Raw genomic sequence first — 23,691 nt, forward strand, 5'->3', positions numbered from 1 at the left:
GCGAACAGGGACAAGGCGTCTGGGCGGTGTCAGGTGCCGCGCACGCCCCGATGGGTGCGGGCGGCCGCATTGCGTCCTACAGGCCGCCCGCGGCGCGATCGATGGCCTTGGTCAGCAGCTCTCGCTCTCGGCCAGCCCATCCACCGCCGGGGTAGTTCCGCAGGAACGTCTCGGCGAACTCCACCGGGTCCTGCCCGACGACGTCGCGGAGCGGGATTCCGTCTGCCACGCTCTGCTCGAACAGGTCGGCCAGATCCTCCAGCATCGCCAGGAGGCTGCCGGCGTTCGCCGGCCCGAAGTGCCCCATGTAGCGATCCAGTGCCTCGATCGCCGCGCGGTAGTCCGCGGGCAGTCGCTGCGTGCGCGCCTTGTACCGCCGGTAGCGCTTCTTGTCCCCGAGCGGCCCCGTGACCAGTTCCAGGAACCGCCGGCCCGCCTTCGGCTCTGCGGCCATGACTACTCCCCTCCTTCGCGGAGCCGTTCAAGCCGATCGGCCAGGAAGCTCCAGGTATCCCAGAACTCGTCGAGATGCTCGCGGCCCTGCGCGTTCAGCGAGTACACCTTGCGCGGCGGCCCCTTCTCGGACGGGACCTTCTCCACTGCGACGAGGCCCCGTTGCTCGATCCTGACGAGCAGCGCGTAAATGGTGCCCTCGGCGATGTCGGCGAAGCCCTGGTCGCGCAGCCATGCCGCGATCTCGTAGCCGTAGGCGGGCCGGCCGGACAAGATCGCCAGGACGACGCCCTCCAGCGTGCCTTTCAGCATCTCCGTGATCTGCTTGCCCATGGGACACCACCTCCCAGCTATTCAGCAACACTGACTACTGGTACAAAGTAGCACCGACTACCAGTACTTAGCAACACCGAATAGCTGGACGGGCTCCTATGGACGTGTCTTGGCCACCATGTCGCGGATCGCCTGGATGACGTCGTCGGCGCCTTCGGTGTGCATCCCGCCGTGGGAGGTGTAGTCCAGGACGCGGTGTTCGCCGTCGCGCACCGATGCGGCGAGCCTGTCGAACATGGCGCGTTTGGCCCCGGTGAGCTCGTCGAGGGCCTCCGCGCTCATGAAGGTCTGCATCCCGGGGTCGGGCTGCAGTCCGGTGAGCGTGATCAGGGGCCGGTCGGGCACGGGGCCGGCGGCGCGGATCTCGGCGGGCAGGCCGGCGAGGTTGCTCCTCTCTCGCGCGGCGGCGCGCATGGTGTCCTGGTCGAGGTGCCAGGCGGTGAGCGTCGCGCGGGGCCCCTCGGGCCATCCCGCGAGCATGTCGTCGAGCAGGCTGCGGATGGTGGCGCGCATCTCCTCGGGCATGTCCTGGAGAAAGACGGCCGCGTCAGCCTTGACGGTCTGGCTGAGATGGAACTGCTCGGGCATGCTCTCGTCCCAGAACTCCGGCAACGGCTCCATGCCGACCACCCCGGCCACCGCCTCGGGGAACATCTGCGTGAACCGGCGGGCCAGCAGACCGCTGTAGGAGTGGGCGACCAGCACGTACGGCCCGGCGATGCCGGCGACCCGCAGCAGGTCGTGCAGTTCCTGGGCGACCTCGGCACACGTCCGGGGGAAGGCGACGGGTTCGCTCCAGCCGATTCCGCCCCGGTCGTAGACGACGCTGGTGGTGAACGCACTGACCCGCCGATGGAGCATCAGGTAGTTCAGCGCGCACGCCGTACCGCCGGACAGGAACACCACGGGCGGGCCGCCCGTCCCGGCGTGATCCAGCATCAGGCGGACGCCGCCCACCGTGTAGCGACGGCCCAGGGGCGGCGGGGCGTCGCTGTACGTCGTCGTTGACATGTTCTGGCCCACTGTCGGGTCCTCCATGTGATCCGGCTGCCTTCAGGCAACCTCATTCTCAAGTTTGAGAAACAGTATCACATGCGATACTAGGTCTATGGACTCCGTCGAACTCGTCATGCACCCGGTCCGCCTGCGCATCATCCACGCCTTCTCCCTCCACGCCCGGCTCACCACGGCCGACCTGTGCGAGCGGCTGCCGGACGTGTCCAAGGCGACGATCTACCGGCACGTGGGATACCTCGTCGACGGCGGGATTCTCGAAGCGGCCGGGGAGCAGCGCGTGCACAGCGTGCTCGAGCGCCGCTACCGGCTCGTGGGACAACAGGCGTCCATCGACCGCGAGCAGGCCGCGGCCCTGTCCCATGACGACCACCGGCGGCTCTTCGGAGTGGCGATGGCCGCCCTGCTCGCCGAGTTCAACGCCTACCTCGACCGCGAGGACAGCGATCCGGTCACCGACCGGGCCATCTACCCGCAGACCACACTCTGGCTCGACCCCGGCGAACTCGCGAACCTGATCGCCGGCTTGCGCGACCTGATCAGGCCCCTGGCCGGGAACGACCCCTCGTCGGGCCGGGCACCGTACCTCTTCAACAGCGTGCTGTTCCCGGGCCAGCCGCTCCCCGAGCACGAGGCGCCGCCGCGGTAGCCCGCCGCTTCATCCCCGGCTCGCCGACCCCGTCCAGCGGTCCTCAAGCAGCCGTTTCGAGCAGGACATCACCCTCTCCGCGTTCGACGACATCCGGCGGCTCTCGTACGGCTCCCGCCTTCCCCGGCGGGAGCCGTACACGGGTCAGGATGGGGACGAAACGGTGATGTCAAGCGTGCGCTCGTGGCCCTGCCTGACGCGGACCGGATCCGCTTGCTCGAAGGTCGCGGCGTCCTCGTGCCAGCGGAAGCCGGGGCCGTCCGCCTGGAACTTGATCTTCACGCGCTGTCCGGTGAACCCGCGCAGGGTGTAGGTGCCGCCGCTGCCGTACTGGACCGGGCCCGCGACGTCGCCGGTGCGGGCGTTGTAGCTCCGGACGTCGACGTATCCGGTGTAGACGGCGCCGTCCTTCTGCAGCGTGCGGCCGGTCAGCGTTCCCCCGCTCCGCAGCGCGGCGTTCGCGGTCGTGCTCTGGCCGGAAGCGACCTTGACGGGCTCGGCCGAGCGCCGGTCGGCGGCGCGTCCCGACCACTCCCAGGCGTAGTACTTGGGATAGAGCATGGCCGTGTAGTGGATCGGCCACGCGTACGGGCCGAGGACGTTCAGCACCGCCCCGGGCAGCAGCGTCTCGTCCACCACCGTGGTGGCCCCTGCCGTGACGGTGAAGACGGCGCCATCCGCGTAGGCGATCTTCTGGGGCACCCATTGGTAGCGATTGCGGTATCTGACCTGGACCTTGTAGATACCCGGGCGGAGGTTCTGATGGACGTAGGTGCCGTCGGACTTCGTGAAGACCTGGCCCTGACCGATGCCTGTCGCGGCGTCGGCCAGAAACACGCTCGCGAACCAGGCGGGACCCCACGGCCCCTCGGCGGCCCTGTTAGTCCCGGAGAGGCTGACGGGGCTCCGCCAGCCCCTCGCGGAAGGCGATGGCCGCCGCCTCGGTACGGGTGGCCGCGCCCAGTTTCGTCAGGATGTGGGAGACGTGCACGCCCGCCGTACTCGGCGAGATGTGCAGCCGGGCGGCGATCTGCCGGTTGCTCAGGCCCGCGGCGATCAACGCGAGCACGTCGTGCTCGCGTGCCGTCAGCCCGTCGTGCGCCGATCGGGGCCGGCCGAGCAGGGCGATCTCCCGGGCGAGCGGCGCGGCGCCCAGGTCTTCGGCCAGCCGGGCGGCCTCGCCGAGGCGGGCCGTCGCGCCGGGCCGGTCGCCTGCGGCCAGCGCGGTGCGCGCGCCGTGGAACAGGGCCAGGGCCAGCTCGTACGGCTGCCGCAGTTCGCGCCAGGCGGTTGCGGTGTCGTCCCAGCCGTCGTCCTCGATCAGTGCGCGCAGCATCAGCTGCCAGGCCCGGTCGAGCGGCCCGTCCACGCCGAGCGCGGCATCGGCCGCGGCGAGGCCGGCCTGCCGGGCGGCGACGCGCCGGCGTAGGTTCTCGCCGGTGCCGCAGGCGAGCCGGGCCTGCTGTGCCAGCGCGCCGGCGACCAGGACCGGCCGGGCGTCGCTGCTGTAGATGCGGGTGAGGGCGGTATCTGCCAGTGCCCGCTCCAGCAGGAGGTCGGCGTGTTCGGGGTTGCCCTGGGCGACGGCGAGCAGGCACAGCAGCTGGTGGCGGGGGAACAGGCTGCCGCTGTGCGTCACGGCCGCCGCGGCGTCGGCTGCCGCGCTCACGTCGCCGCGCAGCAGCGACAGATAGCCCGCCAGAACGCGCAGGGCCTGCCGCGACAGCGGTGGCGGATCCTCCTGGAGGCTCTCTTCCAGGACGGCGGCGGCCTCGTCCCACCGGCCGGCCAGGATCAGGGCGTGTCCGGCGTATCCTGCGAGTTCGGCGCCGCGGCTGCGGCCCAGCCCGTGGCGGCGGGCGTGGCGGATGCCGGCGCGGGCCGCCTCGATCGCGTGGTGCTGGTCGCCGGCCCTGGTGTGGAGCGTGGCCTCGTACATCGGGACGGTCATCAGCAGGTCGTGGTTGTCCAGCCGCTCGGCCAGGGTGCGGGCCTGCGCCAGCATCCGGAGATCGCCGGTCATGGACCCGACGCCCAGCAGCCCGCGGATCGTGACCGTGGCGTCTCCGGTGCGCCGGCCGGCGGCGAGCGCTTCCTCGAACGGCTCGCGCGCCCTGTCCACCTCCGGCAGGAGGCCCATGGCCAGCACCCCGAGCAGCCGCCCGCGCTGGACGCTGCCGGGATCGGCGGGCAGCAGCCGCAGGGCGCGTTCCCAGTCGGCGACGCCGGTCGCCTCCAGCCGGTGCCGCAGCCTGCCCCGATGCTCCAGTAGCCGGGCGGCCCGCTCGGGCTCGCGCCGCTCGTCCACCTCGGCCAGCCCGGCGGTGGCGTAGTCGACGCCGCGGGCGTAGTCGCCGCTGAGCATGCAGGCCTCGGCCGCGCGGGTCAGGACGTCGATTCTGTCGGCGCCCAGCCGTACCCCGGGGTTCCAGAGGTGGAGAACCTGGCCGAGCATGCGGACCTGCTCCTCGTAGGCGTAGGCCCTGCGCGCCTGGTCCGCGGCCAGGTAGGCGGCGGACAGGGCCAGCTCGCGGTCCCCGGCGGCATGCGCGTGCGCGGCCAGTTCGGCGTGGGCGCCGGACTCGCGCAGGGCAGAGGCGTAGCGCTCGTGCAGGCGCGCCCGCTCGCCGGGCAGCAGGTCCTCGTACACCGCCTGCCGGATCAGCGCGTGGCGGAAGTCGTAGCCGTCGCCCGCCGTGACGAGCAGGCTGCGCTCGACGAGCTCGCGCAGCAGGGCGTCCAGCTCGGCGCCGTCCTGCCCGGCCACCTCCGCCAGCAGCCGGTGGCCGACCCGGCCGCCGGCGGCCGAGGCCATGCGCAGCAGCTCGCGCGCCGGCTCCGGCAGCGACCGCGGGCCGTACAGCAGCACGTCGCGCAGGCTGTCCGGGGTCCGCCCACCGGCGCGGGCGAGCGCCTCGACGAACAGCGGATTGCCGTCGCTGCGTTCGTGCACGCGGCTGACGGCGGCCGTGTCGGGCTCGGCGCCGAGGATCGCGGCCAGCTGGCGGCCCACGCCCCGCCGATCCAGGCGCTCCAGCCGCAGCGTGGTGGTGCGGGGACGGCGGCTGAGCTCCGACAGCAGCGGCCCGTCGCCCGTTTCCCGCGGCCGGTGGGTGATCACCAGGAGGACGCCCGCCTGCGTCAGGTTCCTGGACAGGAAGCCGAGCAGTTCGCGGGTGGCGGCGTCGGCCCAGTGCAGGTCCTCGATCGCCACGACGAGCGGCCGGTCCGCGGCCACCCGCTCCACCAGCGTCAGAACCTCCTCATACAGCCGGTGCCTGCCGCCTTCCGTATCCGGCCCGCCCGCCTCGCCGAGCTCCGGGAACCAGCGGGCCAGCTGATGGTAGGGGCCGGGCAGCGCTCCTTCGACCCGGATCAACCTGCGCAGCACGGTGACGAACGGCGCGTACGGCAGGCCGTCACTGCCCAGCTCCGCGCAGGCGCCCTCGACGACCCGCACCCCCGGCCCCAGCGACCGGGCGAACTCGGCGAGCAGCCGCGACTTGCCGATCCCGGCCTCCCCCGCCACCAGCGCCACGGCGGGACCCTGCTCGACGGCCGTGTCCAGCGCCGCCGCCAGCGCCGACAACTCCTCGCTCCGGCCGACGATCACCGGGCTGACCACGCGCTGCGCCACCACGGTGCCAGCATATAAATACCTAGATCACCTGATGTGCCCCGCGTGTTTACCCGGCCACGCTCGAACCATGACAGCCCGCTACCCGCTCCGGACCATCGCCGCCCACGAGCTCGACGCCTGGGCTCGCATGATCACCACGACCTACGGCCAGGACTGGCACGAGGGCGGCCTCAGGAACGCCGCCTCCTCCCTCGACCCCGCACGCACGATCGCCGCCTATGACGGCGAGGAGATCGTCGGCGGCGCGTCGATCTACGGCCGCGTCATGACGATCCCCGGCGCGGCCACGCCCGTGGCCGGCATCACGCTCGTCGCGGTCCTGCCCACGCACCGGCGCCGTGGCATCCTCACCGCGATGATGCGCCGGCAGCTCACCGACCTGCACGCATCGGGCGGCGAGCCGATCGCCGCGCTCAACGCCGCCGAGGCCACCATCTACGGACGTTTCGGGTACGGCGTCGCCAGCCACGTGGCCGAGATCCGGGCGGACAAGAGGTTCCTGGCCATGCGGCCCGGCACCGACTTCGGCGACGGGAGCATCCGCCTGCTCGATCGGCAGGAGGCTCGGCCGCTGCTGGAGAAGGTCTACGACACCGCCCGCCGTACCGCGGTCGGCTGGGTGGACCGTACGGAGCGGTTCTGGGCGGCGCGGCTGGCCGACGGCGAGCGCGTGCGCGACGGCGGGACGGCGCTGCGCTTCGCCGTCCACCTGGAGCCGGGCGGGGAGGTCACCGGCTATGTCCTCTACCGCTCCAAGCCGGAGCTGGTGCAGGTCATCGAGGTCGTGGCCGTCACCAGGCAGTCGTACGCCGCGCTGTGGCGTTTCCTCGTCGACCTCGACGCCCATGCCGGTCTGGCGTATGACGGCGCGCCCGACGAGCCGCTGAAGCACCTGCTGACCGACCCGCGCGCGGCCCGCGCCGGCGTGATCGACAACCTCTGGGTCCGGCTGGCGGACGTCGGCCGCGCGCTGGCGGCGCGCCGCTACGCGACCTCGCTGGACCTGGTCCTCGAGGTCCAGGACACGTTCTGCCCCTGGAACGCGGGGCGCTACCATCTGCATGCCGACGGCGCGTCGGTCACGTGTGAACGTACCCGGGCCCGGGCCGACCTGCGGCTGACCTCCGCCGAGCTGGGCGCGGCCTATCTGGGCGGCACCACGCTGTCGTCCCTGGCGGCCGCCGGCCGGGTCGAGGAGCTGCGCGGCGGCGCGGTCGGCGCGGCTTCGCTCGCCTTCCGCGGCGAGCGCGAGCCGTTCCATCCCTCGGGCTGGGCCTTCCCGGCCTTCTGACGCGGCCTTCTGGTGCCGCCTTCTGATGTGGAGACAACCATGGATGCCGATCTGGTTCGCCGGCTGGTCATCTCACAGCTTCCGCAGTGGGCGGATCTGCCGTTGGAGCAGGTGGTGCCGGGCGGGTCGGACCATGCGATCTTCCGGCTGGGGACGGGGCTGCAGGTGCGCCTGCCGCGTGGCGAATGGTCGGCGGGGCAGGCGGAGAAGGACAGCCGGTGGCTGCCCCGGCTCGCGGGCCGGTTGCCGCTGGCGGTGCCCGAGGTGGTGGCCGTGGGCGAGCCGGAATTCGGCTATCCGTGGCGATGGTCGGTGACGCGCTGGCTGGACGGCGAGGCGGCCCGCCATGACGGGCTGGCCGACCCGGAGGCCACGGCCGTGGAGGTGGCCCGGTTCCTCGCCGCCCTGCAGGGCATGCCGCCGGCGGCGGACCTGCTGCCGGGCCCGCACGATGAGCTGGCCCCGCAGGAGTTGACGGCCCGGGACGCGGCGACGCGCGCCGCGATCGAGGCGGTGGACGGAGTCTTCGACGGGGCGGCGATGACCGCGGTGTGGGATGCGGCCCTGGGCGCACCGGAGTGGGGCCGTGCCCCGGTGTGGTTTCACGGAGACTTCCACGCGGGCAACCTGCTGACGGTGAACGGGAGGCTGACCGCGGTCATCGACTTCGGAGGGCTGGGCCTGGGGGATCCGGCGTGTGATCTGGTGATCGCATACACGCTGCTCGGAGCCCGGGGTCGCGCGGTGTTCCGTGAGGCGCTGGGGGTCGACGACGCGACGTGGGCGCGGGGAAGGGGGTGGGCGTTGTCCACGGGGCTCAACGCGTTCACCGCCTACGCCCACGTCAACCCCCACGTGGCCAAGGTGACCACCCGGCAGATCGCTCAGGCGCTGCTGTGACGCCGTCACCACGGGAGCAGGTGCTCGATCGTGACGCCGTGTCGCTCGGCCAGCCGCTGGGCGATCAACGAGCGGTGGCAGGCCCCGGGGTCGCGTTCGACGCACAGCAGCGCCGCGGTCCCGCTGCCCGGCAGGGCCGCCACGATCGGCGTGAGGTCGGCGTGGTCGAGGATTTCGGTGGTGTAGCGGCGGGTGTAGTCGGCGGCGAGTTCGCGGCGCGAGCGCTTGCCGACTCCTTGGCGGTCGTCCTCGGCGTACTGGAGCCGGCGCAGCTCGGTGGTCGGGGCGAGCTCGAGGTGGTGCTCGTAGGCGATCCGTGCGCCGGCCAGGGCGGTCCGCAGCCGGCGGGAGTTCGCCCAGGCGTACTCGGGTCCGCGCACGCCGCGGCGCTGGCGTACGTCGAGCAGCAGGCCGACGTCCGCGTGCCGCAGCCGTTGCAGGAAGCTCTCGCCGCTGAAGCCGTAGACGCCGATGGTCACCATGTTGAGCACCGGGAATCACTCTCCTGCCTGATGGCCGGGCCTGGTGTGCGGGCCGCCTCCGGCAGCGCTGCCGGAGGCGGCGAGGTCGCATCAGGCGACGGCGGTCCCCTCCAGCTCGACCATCAGGTCGGGGATCGCCAGCCGTACCACGCCGAGCATCGTGGTGGACGGCGCCGCACCCGCGGCGCCCAGCCGGGCCGCCAGCACGCCGTAGTGCTGGAAGAGCAGGTCGACGTCGGTGGTGTAGACGTTGAGCCGGACGAGGTCGGCGAGCGACATCCCGGCCTCGCCGAGCACGGCCTCCAGGTTGTCGAGGCTCAGCGCCAGTTGCGCCGCCATGTCACCGGCGTGCTGGGGCTTGCCCTCCCCGCTCATCGCGGTCTGCCCGGAGCAGTACAGGGTCCGGGTGTGCCCGGAGACGACCTCACCCTGGTTGTAACCCATCTCCACCGACCACGCCCACGGGTTGACCGCCGTTCGCTCCATTGCCACATCGGCTCCATTCGATCTGTCGACATTGCGGACGTCCATCGGGTTCGTCCTGGTGAAGAGCCTCCCAGCGAATCACGACACCTTGTGTCGTGTATTCCTTTAGGGTTTTTCGCATGCGTGCCGATCGGCTGGTCTCACTGGTGCTGCTGCTGCGCCGGCACGGCCGGCTGTCGGCGACCGCGCTGGCCGGCGAGCTGGAAGTCTCCACCCGCACCGTGCTGCGCGACATCGAGGCGCTGTCGGCGGCCGGCGTCCCGGTCTACGCCGAACGCGGCCGGCACGGCGGTTTCGCGTTGCTGCCCGGGTTCCGCACCGAGCTCACCGGGCTGAACCACGACGAGGCCCTCGCCCTGCTGGTCGCCGGGTCGCGGCGGGGCGCGCAGGCGCTGGGTCTCGGTTCGGCGCTGGCGTCGGCGATGCTCAAGGTGGTCGACGCGCTGCCGGAAAGCTATCGGGACACCGCGGCCGGTGCGGCCGAGCGCTTGCTCATAGACCCGGAGACCGACCTTCTCTCGCGCCGGCTGGTCGAGGAGGAGGTGCCGGACGCCATCGTGGCCGAGGTCCTGCGCGCGGTGTTCGCCGGGCGTAAGCTGCGCATCCACTACGCGGCCGCGAACCAGGCTCCGCGATGGCGCACGGTGGACCCGATCGGCCTGGTCACCGTACGCGACCGGGGATACCTGCTGGCCACGAAAGCCGGCGCGGACCGCACCTACCGGCTGTCCAGGATCGTGGCCGCCGAGGAGCTGCCCGAACCCGCGCAACGACCGGACCGGGTGGATCTGGACCGGGCCTGGCAGGAACGCAGCACCCGGTTCCGGACCGGCGGCGACCAGGTCACCGTGCTGGTGCGGGTGCACCCGGCGCGGCGGGAGACCCTGGTGGGCACCGCGCTGGCCGTCCTCGCCGAGGAAGCCGAGGAATCCGGTCCGGACGGCTGGCTGCGGCTGGAGGTGACCTTCCAGGACTCGCGACACGCCGAATGGGCGCTGTGGCAGCTCACCACGAACGCGGAAGCCCTGGCCCCGCAGTGGCTGCGCGACTCCCTGCGCGACCGGGCCGCCGCGATCGTCACCCGCTACCGAACGCCGTCCTGACGGCCGCGGCCTTCCGCCGTCCGGTCGAACAGGCGGTCAAGGTGGTAGCCGATGATCTCGGTGGCGGCCGCGTGGCTGCGCTGCCCGCTGAGGACGCTGGAGGTCAGGCCGTTGGCCAGAGCCAGGAGGCCGGCGACCTCGATGCGCGGGTCGCGATCGGGGGCGATCTCCCCCGCCTGCTGCGCGGCGGCCAGCCGTACGGTGAGGAAGTCTTCCAGCGCGTTGGGCAGGGTGAGCCCGACCGCGGCGAGTGCCGGGTCGGTCAGGGCCGCGGTGTAGTAGGCGGTCCAGGCCATCGAGTCCAGTTTGCTCTGTTCGTCGAAGGGCACGGCCACGCCGAGGACGGCGGCGAAGACGCCTCGCGTGGTCAGCTCGCCCGCGGCGCCCTCGGTCCGCTGCTGGAACCGGCGGTGCATGCGGGCGCCCAGCTCGGTGAGGCCGGACTCGAGCAGGGCCTGCTTGTTGGTGAAGTAGTACTGGACGACGCGCAGTGAGACGCCGGCCTCGGCGGCGATCTCGCGCATCGACACCGCCTGCAGGCCACGGGTGCTGGCGATGCGCAGCAGCGCCCCGGTCAGCCGGCGCCGCCGCTCATCATGATCCACCTGTCGGGGCATGCCCGCTTCCCATCCGTTGTGCGTGCCCTACCTGGCCGGGGAAGGAGAGGATGCGCTCGACGATCAGGTCCGGGGCTTCGACGGACAGGGCGTGTCCGGTGCCGGGCACGATCTCCACGCGCCAGGACGGCGCGATGCCGGCCAGTCGTGCGGCCAGCGCCTGCGTGTCGAACAGCGCGCTGCCGGCGCCCAGCAGGACCTGCACGGGCACGGACAGCGCGCGTATCTGCTCGTCGGTGCAGGCGGGCGGAACGGGCATACGCCGGCGGAAGGTCCATCCGGCGCGCATGAGCCGCACCAGGCCGTCCTCGCGCAGCACCCCGTTGTCCACCACGCCGGCCATGCGGTGCCGCAGCGCGCGGGGAAGCATGGAGGCGAGGGCGCCGGCGAGGGCCCACCGGACGAAGCGCCCGGGCAACGGCGCGAAGCCGCCCGGGTCCACCAGCGTCAGCGCCGCGACCCGGCCGCCGCCGCCGAGTTGCTGCCGCACCGCGGTCCAGCCGCCGTACGAGCAGCCCACCACGTGGGCGCGCTCGGCGCCGGCCGCGGCCAGCACGTCGGTGAACCAGTCGCCGACCTCGGCACCGCTCGTGAGCGGCCGCCGCTGAACCGAGCGGCCCGGCTCGCCGAGAGAGTCGACGGCAAGGACGGGCCGCGTGCGCGCCAGCGGCTCGATGTAGCGGTACCAGGACAGGGCGTTCCCGCCGGCCCCTGACAGGAGGACCACGGGGTCCCCGCCGGCGGGCCCGGCCCGATGGAGCCGCACGGTGCCGGCGCGGGTCTCCACGTCGACGGCGTCCACCGGCACCGGCCACAGGTCGGCGAGCACTCGGTCGTAGACGGCGTAGTACGTGTCGCGGGCAGAGTCGCTGGTGAAGGCGGACGGTCGGTCAGGCGTGCGCATCGTGACCTCATCTCCCGATTGGATACACTTGTATCCTAACAGCATTTCGTGGTCGTGGCGGAGGCCGGGCGGCAGCACATGCGGGCGGCCGATCCGCCGCGCGGCCCTCGCGCCCGTCAGCAGGCGGCTGAACTCCGCCCCATCGTCTTTCCCAAAGTATTTTTGCAAAAATACTTTGGGAAAGACGGTCGACGGATCTACTCTTCAGCCATGGACGGCGACGAGCAGCACCGCGTTCTCGACCCCGAGCACGACGCCGCGGCGCTGAAGGCGCTCACCCACCCCCTGCGCATCCGGCTGCTCACGCTGCTGCGCCAGGACGGGCCCGCCACCGCGAGCGAGCTGGCGGCCAGAACGGGAGGGACCTCCGCCTCCACCAGCTATCACCTGCGGGTTCTGGCCAAGTACGCGTTCGTCGCCGAGGCCGAGCACCGCGACAGGCGAGAGCGCCGATGGCGGGCGGCGCACCTGGTGACGTCCTGGAGCAACAAGGCGATGGACGCCGGGCCGCAAAGCCGCGCCTTCGTCGGCTTCGCGCGCAGGCGCCAGATCGAGCACCTGGAGACCTCTCTGGCCCGGCACGAGGCCGACCTCGCCGCCGGGCGGCTGGGCCAGGAATGGGTGGAACCATCGGACATCAACGACCTGCTCCTGCGGCTGACCCCCGAGTCCCTCGCCGAACTGCGGCAGGAGCTCACCCGCAAGGCGGCGGAGCTGACCACCCGCGACGCGGCCGACCCGCGCGCCGCCCAGGTCGTCTTCCTCATCGCCGGACTCCCCCTGGCGCCGCACGAGCCCGCCCCCGCCGGAGAGGACGCCTCATGACCGAGCCGCCGGCCATGCCCGCCGCCCGTCGCCGCTACGTCACCGCCTGCATGCTCTACTGGCTGCCCATCGGCCTGACCATCGCGCCGCTCATCCTGCTCTTCACCGCACGCGGCATGTCCCTGGTGGCCATCGCGGGCTTCTTCGCCGCGCACTCGCTGACCGCCGCCGCGCTGGAGCTGCCCACCGGAGGACTGTCCGACGTCCTCGGGCGCCGGACCGTGCTGGCCGCCGCCGGCCTGCTGAACCTGGGCGCCTTCCTCCTTCTGGGACTGGGCACCACACCCTGGGTGCTCACCTGCGGCATGGCTCTGCTGGGCGCGGGCCGCGCGCTGTCCAGCGGACCGGCCGAGGCATGGTACGTCGACGTCGTCCACGCGCGCTGCGGCCCCGACGCCGACCTGCGTCCAGGTCTGGCCCGGGGCAAGTCCGCGACCTCGGCCGCGCTGGCCATCGGCACCCTGCTCGGCGGCGCCGTACCCTGGCTGCTCGCCGGCGGCTCGCAGGTGGGGGCGCGGCTGAGCGCGGCGACCTCCGGCCTGATCGTCCCCCTGTCGGTCCCGCTGCTGGCCGCCGCCGTCGTCGAGATCGCCTTCGTGTCGTATGTCCTGACTGCGCTGCTCGAGCCGCCCCGGCCCGCGGCCACGGTGCGCGGCGTCCTGCGCGGCGTCCCGCTCACCATCGCGGGCGGGCTGCGCCTGGGCGCCCGCGACGCGCTGGTGCGCCGCGTCCTGCTCAGCGCGGGGGCCGCCGGCAGCGCCCTGGTCGCCGTCGAACTGCTCACACCGGGCCGGGTCGCGGCCCTGACGGGCGCATCGGAGTCCGGCGCGGTGGTCTTCGCCGCGCTGGCCTGTGCCGGTTTCCTCTGCTCGGGGCTCGGAAGCCACCTCGCGCCGCTCATCGCCCGCCTCACCGGCAGCGGCGAGCGCGCGGTCCTGGTCAGTCTGGTGACCAGCGCCTGCGGCCTGCTCCTCCTGGGCGCCACGGCGCTGTCCACCGGCGCATCGGCGACGGTCCTGGCGGCCGCCGGCTATGGGCTGGTGTACCTCGGCCGCGGCTGCGCGGGCCCGAGCGAGAACGACCTGCTGCACCGGCGGGTCACCCGCGCGGGCCGGGCCACCGCCTTATCCGTGCAGTCGCTGGCCATGCAGCTGATCGGCGCCCTCACCGGCCTGCTCGTCGGCGTCCTGCCGCGCGGCCCGGTTCCCTGGCTGCTGGCAGGCGCCGTCCTGCTCGCGGGCGCCCTCCTGTGGACGGCCGCCCCCGCGGGCCGCACGCGTGAGCATGCCCGGGAGGCTCGCTGAGCCGGCGGTCATCGTGGCCGCCTGGAGGGGGCCGGGTCCGGGCGGGCCGATCGCTGCCGCATCCTCGGGTCGCGGGTGGGGTCGGCGTACATGGGCGGGCAACCGCGGGCGGCGGCCTTGGGGCGCAGCTCGTAGTGCCACGGCTCGTTCCGATAGATCTGGCACAGCCCGTACCGGGCGCCGTGCCTGGACAGCCAGGCCGTGGCGGCAGCGGGCCCGAGGTCGATCGCCTCGCCCTTCACGTGAGGGGACGTCGCCGGCGTGGCCACCCATCGTGCGGCCTCCTGCGCCGAGCCGTACTGGGAGATCGCCTCACGCCGAAGCCGGCTCTGGTACGCCGGTGACCGCCAGCCGCTGTTGACCCGGAACTCGACGCCGTCGCCCGCGGCGGCCCTCGCGGCTTGGCGGACGGCCTTGAGCAGATCCGGGTCGAGTTTGGTCACACCCGGAATCTCGTCGTCGAAGACCGTCACGCCCTCGGGGACGGCGCCGTCGGCCTCGCCGAGTTTGATGGGCGAGGCGGCGGAGGACGACACCGACTGATAGGCGAATGCCCCAGCGAAGGCCGTGATGACGACGGCCAGGGCGGCGATCACGAGCTTGCGCGTCCGGCGGGTTGTCGTTGGTGCTGATGGACTGCTAGGCATGCTCCCAGCCAAGGCAGCGTGGTGTTGCCGGTGCGTATGAGGTTTTCGATATGCCATCGATATGCTCAGGGCCGTAACGTCGGAGCATGCGTGTGCTGATCGTCGAGGACGAGCTGTATCTGGCAGAAGCCATCCGCGATGGGCTGCGCCTGGAAGCGATCGCGGCCGACATCGCCGGTGACGGTGACACCGCTCTGGAGCTCCTGGGCGTCAACGCCTACGACATCGCCGTCCTGGACCGCGACATCCCCGGCCCTTCCGGCGACGAGATCGCCGAACGCATCGTCGCCTCCGGCAGCGGCATGCCGATCCTCATGCTCACCGCCGCCGACCGTCTCGACGACAAGGCGTCGGGGTTCGAGCTCGGCGCCGACGACTACCTCACCAAGCCGTTCGAGCTGCGGGAACTCGTGCTCAGGCTCAGAGCGCTCGACCGCAGGCGCGCCTACAGCAGGCCGCCGGTGCGCGAGATCGCGGGGCTGCGCCTGGACCCGTTCCGCCGGGAGGTCTACCGTGACGGCCGCTACGTCGCGCTGACCAGGAAGCAGTTCGCCGTGCTCGAGGTTCTCGTCGCCGCCGAAGGCGGTGTGGTCAGCGCCGAGGAGCTGCTGGAGCGGGCGTGGGATGAGAACGCCGACCCGTTCACCAACGCCGTGCGCATCACGGTCTCGGCGCTGCGCAAGCGGCTCGGCGAGCCCTGGGTCATCGCCACGACGCCCGGCGTCGGCTACCGCATCGACACCGCGCCCGGCACCGGAGGCGAGGAGCGTGGGTAGGGCGCCCGGCTTGAGCGTCCGCCTCAAGCTCGCCCTCAGCTACGCCGGCTTCCTCACGGTCGCCGGCGCCCTGCTGCTCGCGGTCGTGTGGGTGTTCCTGCTGCGGTACGTACCCGACCGCCCGATCATGGCCATCGGCGGACGAGTGCCCAACCGCTCCGACCTCGAGCGCGCCTTCATCCCGTGGGCGGCCATGGGAATGGGCTTCCTGCTGGCGTTCGGCCTGCTGGGAGGCTGGATCCTCGCCGGCCGGATGCTCGCGCCCCTGACGCGCATCACCCATGCCACCCGCCTGGCCGCCAACGGATCGCTCTCCCACCGCATCCACCTGGAAGGCCGCGAGGACGAGTTCCGCGAGCTCGCCGACGCCTTCGACGCGATGCTCACCCGCCTGGAGGCACACGTCGCCGAACAGCAGCGGTTCGCGGCCAACGCCTCCCACGAGCTGCGCACCCCGCTGGCGATCTCGCAGACCATGCTCGAGGTGGCCCGCAGTGATCCGAGCCGGGACACCGGCGCTCTCGTCGAACGCCTGCACGCCGTCAACGCCAGGGCGATCGACCTCACCGAGGCGCTGCTGCTGCTCAGCCGCGCCGACCGCAGGTCCTTCACCCGTGGCTACGTCGACCTGTCCCTGGTCGCCGAAGAGGCCGTCGAAACGATGCTCCCCCTGGCCGAGCGACGCGGCATCACCATGGAAACCTCCGGCGGCCTCGCCCCGGCCGTCGGATCCCAGGCACTGCTGCTGCAGATGACCACGAACCTGGTGCACAACGCGATCGTTCACAACCTGCCCGCCCAGGGGGCGATCTGGGTGAGGACCGCCGTTCGCCCCGCCTCCGTCGTGCTCATCGTCGAGAACACCGGCAAAATGCTCCCGCCCCAGCTGATCCCCACCCTGGCCGAACCCTTCCAGCGCGGCACCGGCCGCGTGCGCGACGACCATGCGGGCGTGGGCCTGGGCCTGGCCATCGTCAGAAGCATCGCCCTGGCCCACGACGGAAGGCTCACCCTCACCGCCCGCCCGGCAGGCGGGCTGCGCATCACCGTCGAACTCCCCGCCGCGCCACGGCCCGTGGCCAGGTAGTGCGCCGCCGCCGGTTCGTCTGGATCACCCAAGGAGTCCGGCGGAATTCGTGAGCCGGTCTGTGCCGCTGCCCGTGTCCGGCCGGTCAGGATGGCTCCCGGTCCGTGACGAGGCGTGAGGTGGAGCAGAAGCGTGATGACGAATGGCAGCAAGTCCCCCGACGCCGGGGGCAGCGTGCCCGAAACCGACGGCTGGCTTCTCGGCGCGGCCTCGCTGGCCCGTGCCGCCGCCGAGCGTGCCGGAGTGACCATCGAGCCGGCCGCCTCCCAGCAGGACTGCGAGGCCGCGAGCCGGCTCTTCGACCGCGTATGGCACCAGCCGGAGGGCAGCAGCCTGCTCACCCCGGGCGCGTTGATCGCGCTGGCCCACAGCGGCAACTACGTCGCCGTGATGCGGGCCGGTGACCGGGTCGTCGGCGCCGCGGCCGGCTTCTTCGCCCCGCCGCCCGCGCGGACGCTGCACAGTCACCTCGCCGGTGTCCTGCCCGAGCTGCGGGGCCGCGGAGCGGGCAACGCCCTGAAACTTCACCAGCGCCACTGGGCGCTGAACGCCGGAGCCACGAACATCACCTGGACCTTCGACCCCCTCGTGGCCCGCAACGCCTACCTCAACGTGCACCGCCTGGGCGCCCGCATCGACCGCTACTTCGAGAACTTCTACGGCGAGATGGGCGACGCGCTCAACGGCCACGACGCCTCGGACCGGGCGCTGGCCAACTGGAACCTGCTGCGCCCCTATCCGCGCCCGGCGCCGGCCGTGCGACCGGAGCCGCACTACCTGCTGCGCACGGACGGCGATCGTCCGCTCCTGGAGAAGGACGAGGCCCGCGGCGAGCTGCTGGCCCTGCAGATCCCCGCCGACATCGAGACGCTGCGGCGCACGAACCCGGGCGCGGCCAGCCAGTGGCGCGCCGGCCTGCGCACGGCGATGACGTGGGCGCTGGCCGGCGGCTGGGCGGTCGTCGACGTGCGCCGGGACGGCTGCTACCTGCTCGAGCGGCCCGCGGAGGGCTCCGGCGGATAAAGCCGCAGCTGGAGCTGCAGCGCGAACCTGGCCGCCGGGTCGTCGAGCGAGAACTCCCCGATCTCCGACATTCTCTTGAGCCGGTAGCGGAAGGTGTTCTGGTGGACGTGGGTGGCCGCCGAGGCGGCCATGACGTCGCCGTGGGCGTCCAGCCAGGCGCGCAGCGTCTCCACCATGAACGTGGAGTCCCGGTTGTCGTCGTAGGCCAGCAGCCGCGCGTAGGCGCCGAACGGCCCGCGCTTGGCGCTGGCAGCGAGGTCGCGCAGCTCCAGGATGAGCGCCTCCGCCTCGACGTCGCAGGCTCGGGCCACCCGGCCGGCCCAGTTCGCCGGCGACGGCTCGCTCGGGCGCCGTCCCAGCACCCGCAGGGCGCGGTCGGCGTCCGCCCGTGACAGCTCCAGCTCGCTGGCATGGTGTACGGCCCGGCCGATGCCCACGACGGCGCTCTCGGCGCCGCGCCCGATGAAGCTGCGGCAGGAGAGCTCGAGGCTGACCTCGGTGTCCTCGCGCCGGGAGGGCACGAGCGCGTAGACGGTGTCGTCCAGCAGCGCCACGGCCGTGCCGGCCCAGGTGCCCGCCAGATGCACCTGCAGGGAGACCGCCAGCCGCTGCAGCTTGGTGACATGCGCCGCGGCCGCGGTGTAGGCGCGATCGGCCGGCTCGTTCAGCGTCAGCGCGACGACGATCAGCGCATGCTCGGCCAGGCGCAGCCGGTCCAGCGCCGAACGGGCCTCGGGGCCGCCGGTCAGGGCCGTGGCCACCAGGTCGCTGCGCAGCCGCCTGGCCCCGTCGGCGCCGGCCCGCAGCTGCAGCATGTGCAGCGCCACGAGCCGGGAAGCCTCGAGCAGCAGGTCGTCCTTGTCGGTGGTGAGCGGCTTGTCGACGACGGCCCAGATCGAGCCGAGGATCTCATCGCCCGCCCGTACGGCTACCGCGACCCGGCCCCGGGTGTGGCGGCCGTCGGGAAGGGCGAGGGGCGGCAGGAACACCGGGCGCACGGACTCGCGGATCGCGCGCAGCGCGCCGCGCTCCTCGTCGAAGACCCAGTAGAGCTCGGGTGTGCGGCGTCCCAGGATCACCTCGACGCGGATCGGGTCGGTTTCTCCCTGGTGGTCGGAGTAGGCCAGCACCACGGAGTTGCGGTCCTCGATGGTGACGTGGGCGCCGATGAGGTCGCTGATCGCGCCCGCCATGCCGAACAGGTCGCCGGCCTCGCGGCCGCCCAGGTCCCGGGCCTCCGGGTGCGGGGGCGAGTGCAGGGCCGTGCCGAGCACGGCGATCACCTGCTGCCAGGACACCCCCACCGGCAGGCCCAGCACGACCATTCCCTCGTGGGGAAGCAGGTCCTCGACGTCCAGTCCGTGCTCGCGCGGCTGCCGGATGAGCACCGCGGCGGCCTCGTGCCGGCAGGCCAGCCGTACCAGCGAGCGCACGTCTTCGGGGGCGGTGACGCCGACGCCGACGACGATCGCTCCCGGCGGGATCGGCGCCGGATCGTCGGCGTCGTGGACGACGAGGCCGCCGACGGGCGCCAGGTAGCGGGGCGTGCCCGCGAGCGTCGCCAGGAGCATCGGTCCCAGATGCTGCAGGACCCGGCCCAGCGTCGGTCCGCGGCCTGGGGGCTCGCCGTGGTGGAGGCGTCCCTCCTCGGTGGCGTTCGGATGGGTTGCCACTGCTCACCTGCCTGTCGATCCCGGCCGCCGCGCTCGCCGCAGAGTCGTTCGCCCATCGTATGCACCTGCGCCACGGCGGATCTCGGTGGATACGACGAGAGCGGGCGGCCGGATTCGTGCGCCGGACCCAGGCCCGGCGCTCAGCCGCCTGGGCCCGTCGTCGCGCGGGGAGCCTGTCAGCGGGTGACGGCCCGGGTCCGGGCGGCCGGGATGACCAGCGGCGTTCCGGTCTCCGGGTCGTCGATGATCGAGCAGGGCAACTGGTAGACGGCCTGGATGAGCTCCGGGGTGACGATGTCGCCGGGGGATCCGTGGGCCACCACGCGCCCGTCGCGCATGGCGATCAGGTGGGTGGCGTAGCGTGCGGCGAGGTTGAGCTCGTGCAGCACCACCACGATCGTGCGCTCCCCGCTCTCCTGCAGTTCGGCGCACAGGTCCAGGACCTCGATCTGGTGGGTGATGTCGAGGTAGGTCGTGGGCTCGTCCAGCAGCAGCAAGGGGGTCTCCTGGGCCAGGGCCATGGCCAGCCACACGCGCTGGCGCTGCCCGCCCGACAGCTCGTCGACGTAGCGGGTGGCGAGCTCGCTGGTGTGCGTGCGCGCCAGCGCGCTGGTCACGGCCACGTCGTCGTCGGCCGACCACTGCCGCAGGAACCTCTGGTGGGGAAAGCGGCCGCGGGCCACCAGGTCGGCCACGGTGATGCCGTCGGGGGCGATCGAGGTCTGCGGCAGGAGCCCGAGCCGGCGGGCGACCTCCTTCGACGGGTAGGTCGCGATATCCGCTCCGTCGAGGACGACGCTGCCGCGCTCGGGCTGCAGCAGCCGCGCGAGCGCGCGCAGCAGGGTGGACTTGCCGCAGGCGTTCGGCCCGACGATCATCGTGAGGGAGCCGTCGGGGATGTCGATCGACAGGTTCTCGGCGACGACCCGCTCGCCGTACCTCAGGGACAGGTCGCGGGCGGTGAGGCGGTTGCCGGGCGGGATCTCCATCGTCATGAGCACTCCAGGTCACAGTCGGGAGGCGCGGCTCTGCTGGTACAGCAGCCAGGCCAGATAGGTACCGCCGATGCACAGGGTCGGGATGCCGACCGGCATCTGGGATTGCGGCCACAGGCGCTGGGCGGCCAGATCGCTCACGATCAGGATCAGGGCGCCCATGAAGGCCGCGGGCACGATGGACACCGGCCCGCCGGTCAGGCGGCGCATGATCTGCGGTGCGGCCAGGGCGACGAAGGCGATCGGCCCGGCGGTCGCCACGGCTCCGGCGCACAGCACCGTGCCGATGACCAGCAGCCGGCGACGGGTCACCTTGACGCGGACGCCGAGACCCTGCGCGAGATCGTCGCCCATCTCCAGCAGGCGCATCCGGCCGCCGATCGCGACCACCGGCACGATCATCGCGCAGACGGTGATCCCGATGATCTGGACCTGCTGCCAGTCGGCCCCGTTGAGGCTGCCCACGAGCCAGGTGTAGGCGCTTTCGGCGTTCTGCAGCCGGGCCCGCAGCAGCAGGTAGGAGATGAGGCTGTCGAGCAGGGCGGTGGCGGCGACGCCGACCAGGATCAGGCGGAAGCCCTGGATGCCGCGGCGATGGGCGAGCCCGTAGACGACGGCTGCGGTGGCGAAGCCGCCGAGGAGGGCGCCGGCCATGCCGGAGCTCTCCTGGCCGCCGAAGACGAGGACCGTGGCCACGGCGCCGGCGGAGGCGCCCATGGTGAAGCCCATGATCTCGGGGCTGCCCAGCGGGTTGCGGGTCACCGACTGGAAGATCGCGCCGCTGGCGCCCAGGGCGAGGCCGACCAGCGCGGCGGTGAGCAGCCGGGGCAGCCGCAGCTCGTAGATCACCAGCTCCTGGGCCGCGCCGCGGTGGCCGGCCAGCGTCGCCAGGACCTCTGCCGGGCTCATCGGGTAGTCGCCGACGCCCAGCTGCACCAGGGCGACGCAGGCGGCGGCCAGCACGACCGCGGCGCTGACGAGCACGGCGCGCGGACGCCACAGCAGCGACCATCCGCGCCACGACAGCCGCGCGGCCGAAGGCGCGGCCGCCTTCACGGCGCTCACAGCCCGGCCATCCGGCGCCGGCGGATCAGGTAGACGAACACGGGCGCGCCGACCGCGGCGGTGACCAGTGCCGTGGGCAGCTCGCCGGGGCGGGCGATCAGCCGCCCGGTCAGGTCGGCGGCCACCATGAGGATGGGCCCGGCCAGCAGGCAGTAGGGCAGCAGCCAGCGATGGTCGGGCCCGGTGAAAGAGCGGACCATGTGCGGCACGACCAGGCCGACGAACGAGATCGGCCCGGCCGCCGCGGTGGCGGCCCCGCACAGCAGCGTCGTGGCGACGACGCCCAGCAGGCGGGTGCGCGCCACGTTGGCGCCCAGGCCCTTGGCCGCGTCCTCGCCGAGGGCCAGCGCGTTGAGGGAGGAGACCAGGAACAGCGTCAGCAGGATCCCGGCGACGATGAAGGGCGCCACCTGCAGCACCACCGGGGCCGTGCGGCCCGACAGCGTTCCGACGCTCCAGGCCCGGAACCCGTTGAACACCGTCGAGGACAGCAGGACGATCGCGGAGATCACGCCGGCGAGCGCCGCGGTGATGGCCGCGCCGGCCAGGGCGAGCCGGGCGGGGCTGGCTCCGGCCACGCCCGCCGAGCCGAGGGCGTAGACCGCCACCGTGGCGATGCCGGCGCCGGCCAGGGCGAACCAGACGTAGCCGGTGAGCGAGGTGACTCCGAGGTAGGCCATCGCGAGCACCACGCCCAGGGAGGCACCGGCGTTGACCCCGAGCAGGCCGGGCTCGGCGAGCGGATTGCGGCTCAGCGCCTGCATCAGCGCGCCGGCGACCGCCAGGGCGGCGCCGACCAGGACGGCCAGCAGCGTGCGCGGCAGCCGGATGCCGCGCACGACGACGTCGGCGTCGGTGCCGCCCGCGGTCAGTGACCGCCAGACGTCGGCGAAGGGCACGTTCTCGGCGCCGAAGGCCAGGCTGGCCGCCATCAGCAGGAGCAGCAGCGCGGCGGCGGCCCCGAGCCCGAGCGTCAGCCGCCGCTGCACGGCCCGCGGCGCGGGCGGCGCCGGGAGCGTCCGGGTGCTCAACGGACCCGCTCCAGTTCGCACCAGTGGGTGAGGCAGTTGCCCACCCGGTCCCCGCTCTCGCCGTGCTTGACCGCCCTGGCCGAGCCGGTCAGGCGCTCGCCGCCGACGTCGAGGGCGAGTTCGAGCCAGGGGCTGGCCCGCAGCGCGTCGGGCGTGGGCAGCTGCGCCTCGGCCGCGATCATCACGTCGTATGCCTCGTCGCTCTCCAGGCGGGCCGGCGTGCGGCCGGTGCCCGCCACCTCGACCCACGCCGTCGCGTCGCCGCAGATGCCCATCCGCACGGGTATCGCGCCGGAGGGGGCCGCCACCCGGCCGGCCCATTCGCCGACCGGCATCGGCGCGGGGCTCGGCGCGGACTCCTCCGGTCCGATACGGCTCACCAGGGATTCCAGGAGGATCTCGCACGCCGTACGCGCCTGGGCGACCGAGCCGGTGCGGTTGACGACGGCGGCGGCGCTCACCCCGAGGTCCGGCAGTACGGCCAGCGAGGCGCCCACCCCGCACATGTCTCCGGCGTGGGCCAGCACCTCGACGCCGTCGGGGTGGCGGACGTTCCACCCGAGCCCGTAGACCTCGCCGGAGCCCACGCCGGGCGTGCGCACCGCCGCGGCCCAGGCCGGCGCGTGGGCGTGCGTGAGCCCGAACCTGGCCAGGTCGGCGGCCGACATCCAGGCCATGCTCGCGGCCGGGTGGCTGGTGGTGATCGTCGGGTACGGCAGGTGCCGCTCGGCCGTGTACGGCACCGCCGCCTGCGCCCCCGCGGCGCCGGGGCCGAAGGCGGCGGAGGTCAGCTTCAGGGGCGCGAACAGGTAGCGCTCCAGCAGGTCGCCCAGCGGCCGGCCGGTGGCCGCGGCCAGCCACGGCTCCAGCACGCCGTATCCCAGGTTGGCGTATTCGAAGCGGGTGCCGGGCTCGTGGATCAGCACGCCGTAGCGGTCGAGGGCCGCCTCGATGCCCAGGGGCGCCTCGTCGTAGGCGAAGTCCCAGTAGCGTCCGAATCCGGCGGTGTGGTTCAGCGCCTGGCGCACGCTCGGCCGTCCGCGGCGGCCGGGCCGCCCCGGCCGGTCGGCGTCGAGCCAGGGCAGCCGGTCGGCCAGCGGTTCGTCGAGGTCGATGAGCCCCTGCTCGGCGAGCATGACGCACAGGGTCGCCACGACGGGCTTGGTGACCGAGGCCAGCAGGTACGGCGTGTGGCCGCTCGCCGGGCGCCCCTGGAGGTCGGCCAGGCCGAAGCCGCGGGCCTCCACCCGGTCGCCGTGGGCGATCGCCAGCGCGATCGAGGGCAGGCGGTGCCGGGTCATCAGCTCCTCGATCCGGCCGGCGACCTGGTCGAGGCTCGGGATGGGCGTGGTGTCGGTCATCGTCGGTAGCTCCAGGTGTCCACGGTTCGCAT

The 23,691-nt window shown here is 73.0% G+C and carries 24 protein-coding genes; 9 read left to right on the forward strand and 15 right to left on the reverse strand.

The features are described from left to right. Window positions 1-76 precede the first annotated feature (76 nt). The 3 genes from FVE25_RS40835 to FVE25_RS40845 form a co-directional block, all read right to left on the reverse strand. Complete coding sequence (locus tag FVE25_RS40835) at window positions 77-454, reverse strand: DUF1048 domain-containing protein (protein WP_157252868.1); 378 nt, start codon at window positions 452-454, stop codon at window positions 77-79. A 2-nt stretch (window positions 455-456) separates the two neighbouring features. Beyond that, the gene (locus tag FVE25_RS40840; RefSeq protein ID WP_157252869.1) at window positions 457-786 is read right to left on the reverse strand and encodes a PadR family transcriptional regulator; all 330 of its coding nucleotides are present in this window, start codon (window positions 784-786) and stop codon (window positions 457-459) included. Between the two features lie 96 nt (window positions 787-882). After that, entirely contained in the window at window positions 883-1,797 is a 915-nt protein-coding gene (locus FVE25_RS40845) for an alpha/beta fold hydrolase (protein ID WP_157252870.1), read from the reverse strand. 97 nt (window positions 1,798-1,894) lie between these two features. Here FVE25_RS40845 and FVE25_RS40850 point away from each other — a divergent pair, with 97 nt between their 5' ends. Next, window positions 1,895-2,449 carry a helix-turn-helix domain-containing protein gene (locus tag FVE25_RS40850; RefSeq protein WP_157252871.1) on the forward strand — a complete coding sequence of 185 codons (555 nt, stop codon included), beginning with the start codon at window positions 1,895-1,897 and terminating at the stop codon, window positions 2,447-2,449. 144 nt (window positions 2,450-2,593) lie between these two features. Here the strand turns inward: FVE25_RS40850 and FVE25_RS40855 are convergent, their stop codons facing one another. Together FVE25_RS40855 and FVE25_RS40860 are read right to left on the reverse strand one after the other, a co-directional pair. Next, window positions 2,594-3,286, reverse strand: a complete 693-nt coding sequence (locus tag FVE25_RS40855; protein WP_157252872.1) for a carboxypeptidase-like regulatory domain-containing protein — start codon at window positions 3,284-3,286, stop codon at window positions 2,594-2,596. A gap of 43 nt (window positions 3,287-3,329) precedes the next feature. Continuing rightward, on the reverse strand, window positions 3,330-6,089 hold the full coding sequence (locus FVE25_RS40860) for an ATP-binding protein (RefSeq protein ID WP_157252873.1): 2,760 nt from the start codon (window positions 6,087-6,089) through the stop codon (window positions 3,330-3,332). Window positions 6,090-6,156: 67 nt separating this feature from the next. Between FVE25_RS40860 and FVE25_RS40865 the strand changes: the two genes are divergently transcribed. Next, window positions 6,157-7,380, forward strand: a complete 1,224-nt coding sequence (locus tag FVE25_RS40865; RefSeq protein ID WP_157252874.1) for a GNAT family N-acetyltransferase — start codon at window positions 6,157-6,159, stop codon at window positions 7,378-7,380. Between the two features lie 39 nt (window positions 7,381-7,419). Next, window positions 7,420-8,280, forward strand: coding sequence for an aminoglycoside phosphotransferase family protein (locus FVE25_RS40870; protein WP_157252875.1), 861 nt, complete (start codon window positions 7,420-7,422; stop codon window positions 8,278-8,280). Between the two features lie 5 nt (window positions 8,281-8,285). On the opposite strand, the gene FVE25_RS40875 is transcribed toward FVE25_RS40870, so the two are convergent. Beyond that, the gene (locus FVE25_RS40875; protein ID WP_246268279.1) at window positions 8,286-8,762 is read right to left on the reverse strand and encodes a DUF488 domain-containing protein; all 477 of its coding nucleotides are present in this window, start codon (window positions 8,760-8,762) and stop codon (window positions 8,286-8,288) included. A gap of 90 nt (window positions 8,763-8,852) precedes the next feature. Then, a complete protein-coding gene (locus FVE25_RS40880; RefSeq protein ID WP_157253037.1) occupies window positions 8,853-9,248 on the reverse strand; it encodes a RidA family protein in 396 nt (131 codons plus the stop codon). Window positions 9,249-9,367: 119 nt separating this feature from the next. Here FVE25_RS40880 and FVE25_RS40885 point away from each other — a divergent pair, with 119 nt between their 5' ends. Then, entirely contained in the window at window positions 9,368-10,351 is a 984-nt protein-coding gene (locus FVE25_RS40885; RefSeq protein ID WP_157252877.1) for a helix-turn-helix transcriptional regulator, read from the forward strand. Here the strand turns inward: FVE25_RS40885 and FVE25_RS40890 are convergent. After that, window positions 10,333-10,968 carry a TetR/AcrR family transcriptional regulator gene (locus tag FVE25_RS40890; RefSeq protein WP_157252878.1) on the reverse strand — a complete coding sequence of 212 codons (636 nt, stop codon included), beginning with the start codon at window positions 10,966-10,968 and terminating at the stop codon, window positions 10,333-10,335. The genes FVE25_RS40885 and FVE25_RS40890 overlap by 19 nt on opposite strands. Then, on the reverse strand, window positions 10,946-11,872 hold the full coding sequence (locus FVE25_RS40895) for an alpha/beta fold hydrolase (RefSeq protein ID WP_157252879.1): 927 nt from the start codon (window positions 11,870-11,872) through the stop codon (window positions 10,946-10,948). The genes FVE25_RS40890 and FVE25_RS40895 overlap by 23 nt, the downstream gene beginning before the upstream one ends. A 210-nt stretch (window positions 11,873-12,082) precedes the next feature. On the opposite strand from FVE25_RS40895, the gene FVE25_RS40900 reads away from it, so the two are divergent. Then, window positions 12,083-12,697, forward strand: coding sequence for a winged helix-turn-helix domain-containing protein (locus tag FVE25_RS40900; RefSeq protein WP_157252880.1), 615 nt, complete (start codon window positions 12,083-12,085; stop codon window positions 12,695-12,697). After that, window positions 12,694-14,001 (forward strand): MFS transporter, encoded by a 1,308-nt coding sequence (locus FVE25_RS40905; protein WP_157252881.1) that lies wholly within the window; start codon window positions 12,694-12,696, stop codon window positions 13,999-14,001. Before FVE25_RS40900 ends, FVE25_RS40905 begins: the two co-directional genes overlap by 4 nt. Before the next feature lie 8 nt (window positions 14,002-14,009). On the opposite strand, the gene FVE25_RS40910 is transcribed toward FVE25_RS40905, so the two are convergent. Further along, entirely contained in the window at window positions 14,010-14,597 is a 588-nt protein-coding gene (locus FVE25_RS40910) for a M15 family metallopeptidase (protein ID WP_246268225.1), read from the reverse strand. Between the two features lie 137 nt (window positions 14,598-14,734). Between FVE25_RS40910 and vanR-Sc the strand changes: the two genes are divergently transcribed. The 3 genes from vanR-Sc (at window position 14,735) to FVE25_RS40925 (ending at window position 17,534) form a co-directional block, all read left to right on the forward strand. Beyond that, entirely contained in the window at window positions 14,735-15,424 is a 690-nt protein-coding gene (gene vanR-Sc, locus FVE25_RS40915; RefSeq protein WP_157252883.1) for a VanSc-type vancomycin resistance response regulator transcription factor VanR, read from the forward strand. A gap of 10 nt (window positions 15,425-15,434) precedes the next feature. Next, the gene (locus FVE25_RS40920; protein WP_281367957.1) at window positions 15,435-16,511 is read left to right on the forward strand and encodes a sensor histidine kinase; all 1,077 of its coding nucleotides are present in this window, start codon (window positions 15,435-15,437) and stop codon (window positions 16,509-16,511) included. 135 nt (window positions 16,512-16,646) lie between these two features. Next, window positions 16,647-17,534, forward strand: a complete 888-nt coding sequence (locus tag FVE25_RS40925; RefSeq protein ID WP_157252885.1) for a GNAT family N-acetyltransferase — start codon at window positions 16,647-16,649, stop codon at window positions 17,532-17,534. Here FVE25_RS40925 and FVE25_RS40930 read toward each other — a convergent pair. The 5 genes from FVE25_RS40930 to FVE25_RS40950 all read right to left on the reverse strand — a co-directional run bounded on the left by FVE25_RS40930 (window position 17,495) and on the right by FVE25_RS40950 (window position 23,659). Beyond that, entirely contained in the window at window positions 17,495-19,207 is a 1,713-nt protein-coding gene (locus FVE25_RS40930; protein WP_157252886.1) for a PucR family transcriptional regulator, read from the reverse strand. The genes FVE25_RS40925 and FVE25_RS40930 overlap by 40 nt on opposite strands. A gap of 176 nt (window positions 19,208-19,383) precedes the next feature. Then, the gene (locus tag FVE25_RS40935; protein WP_157253038.1) at window positions 19,384-20,196 is read right to left on the reverse strand and encodes an ABC transporter ATP-binding protein; all 813 of its coding nucleotides are present in this window, start codon (window positions 20,194-20,196) and stop codon (window positions 19,384-19,386) included. Between the two features lie 18 nt (window positions 20,197-20,214). After that, window positions 20,215-21,267, reverse strand: coding sequence for a FecCD family ABC transporter permease (locus tag FVE25_RS40940; RefSeq protein WP_157252887.1), 1,053 nt, complete (start codon window positions 21,265-21,267; stop codon window positions 20,215-20,217). Further along, window positions 21,264-22,298, reverse strand: coding sequence for a FecCD family ABC transporter permease (locus FVE25_RS40945; RefSeq protein WP_246268229.1), 1,035 nt, complete (start codon window positions 22,296-22,298; stop codon window positions 21,264-21,266). Before FVE25_RS40945 ends, FVE25_RS40940 begins: the two co-directional genes overlap by 4 nt. After that, a complete protein-coding gene (locus tag FVE25_RS40950; protein ID WP_157252888.1) occupies window positions 22,295-23,659 on the reverse strand; it encodes a serine hydrolase domain-containing protein in 1,365 nt (454 codons plus the stop codon). Before FVE25_RS40950 ends, FVE25_RS40945 begins: the two co-directional genes overlap by 4 nt. Between the last annotated feature and the right edge of the window lie 32 nt (window positions 23,660-23,691).

Source organism: Nonomuraea typhae (assembly GCF_009760925.1).
Taxonomy (GTDB): domain Bacteria; phylum Actinomycetota; class Actinomycetes; order Streptosporangiales; family Streptosporangiaceae; genus Nonomuraea; species Nonomuraea typhae.

Coding starts and splice junctions, on each gene's coding strand:
- FVE25_RS40890 (WP_157252878.1), bottom strand. CDS start 10,968: ATGCCCCGACAGGTGGATCATGATGAGCGGCGGCGCCGGCTGACCGGG.
- FVE25_RS40850 (WP_157252871.1), top strand. CDS start 1,895: ATGGACTCCGTCGAACTCGTCATGCACCCGGTCCGCCTGCGCATCATC.
- FVE25_RS40935 (WP_157253038.1), bottom strand. CDS start 20,196: ATGGAGATCCCGCCCGGCAACCGCCTCACCGCCCGCGACCTGTCCCTG.
- vanR-Sc (WP_157252883.1), top strand. CDS start 14,735: ATGCGTGTGCTGATCGTCGAGGACGAGCTGTATCTGGCAGAAGCCATC.
- FVE25_RS40885 (WP_157252877.1), top strand. CDS start 9,368: ATGCGTGCCGATCGGCTGGTCTCACTGGTGCTGCTGCTGCGCCGGCAC.
- FVE25_RS40950 (WP_157252888.1), bottom strand. CDS start 23,659: ATGACCGACACCACGCCCATCCCGAGCCTCGACCAGGTCGCCGGCCGG.
- FVE25_RS40925 (WP_157252885.1), top strand. CDS start 16,647: ATGACGAATGGCAGCAAGTCCCCCGACGCCGGGGGCAGCGTGCCCGAA.
- FVE25_RS40845 (WP_157252870.1), bottom strand. CDS start 1,797: ATGTCAACGACGACGTACAGCGACGCCCCGCCGCCCCTGGGCCGTCGC.
- FVE25_RS40905 (WP_157252881.1), top strand. CDS start 12,694: ATGACCGAGCCGCCGGCCATGCCCGCCGCCCGTCGCCGCTACGTCACC.
- FVE25_RS40835 (WP_157252868.1), bottom strand. CDS start 454: ATGGCCGCAGAGCCGAAGGCGGGCCGGCGGTTCCTGGAACTGGTCACG.
- FVE25_RS40875 (WP_246268279.1), bottom strand. CDS start 8,762: ATGGTGACCATCGGCGTCTACGGCTTCAGCGGCGAGAGCTTCCTGCAA.
- FVE25_RS40840 (WP_157252869.1), bottom strand. CDS start 786: ATGGGCAAGCAGATCACGGAGATGCTGAAAGGCACGCTGGAGGGCGTC.
- FVE25_RS40880 (WP_157253037.1), bottom strand. CDS start 9,248: ATGGAGCGAACGGCGGTCAACCCGTGGGCGTGGTCGGTGGAGATGGGT.
- FVE25_RS40870 (WP_157252875.1), top strand. CDS start 7,420: ATGGATGCCGATCTGGTTCGCCGGCTGGTCATCTCACAGCTTCCGCAG.
- FVE25_RS40900 (WP_157252880.1), top strand. CDS start 12,083: ATGGACGGCGACGAGCAGCACCGCGTTCTCGACCCCGAGCACGACGCC.
- FVE25_RS40895 (WP_157252879.1), bottom strand. CDS start 11,872: ATGCGCACGCCTGACCGACCGTCCGCCTTCACCAGCGACTCTGCCCGC.
- FVE25_RS40865 (WP_157252874.1), top strand. CDS start 6,157: ATGACAGCCCGCTACCCGCTCCGGACCATCGCCGCCCACGAGCTCGAC.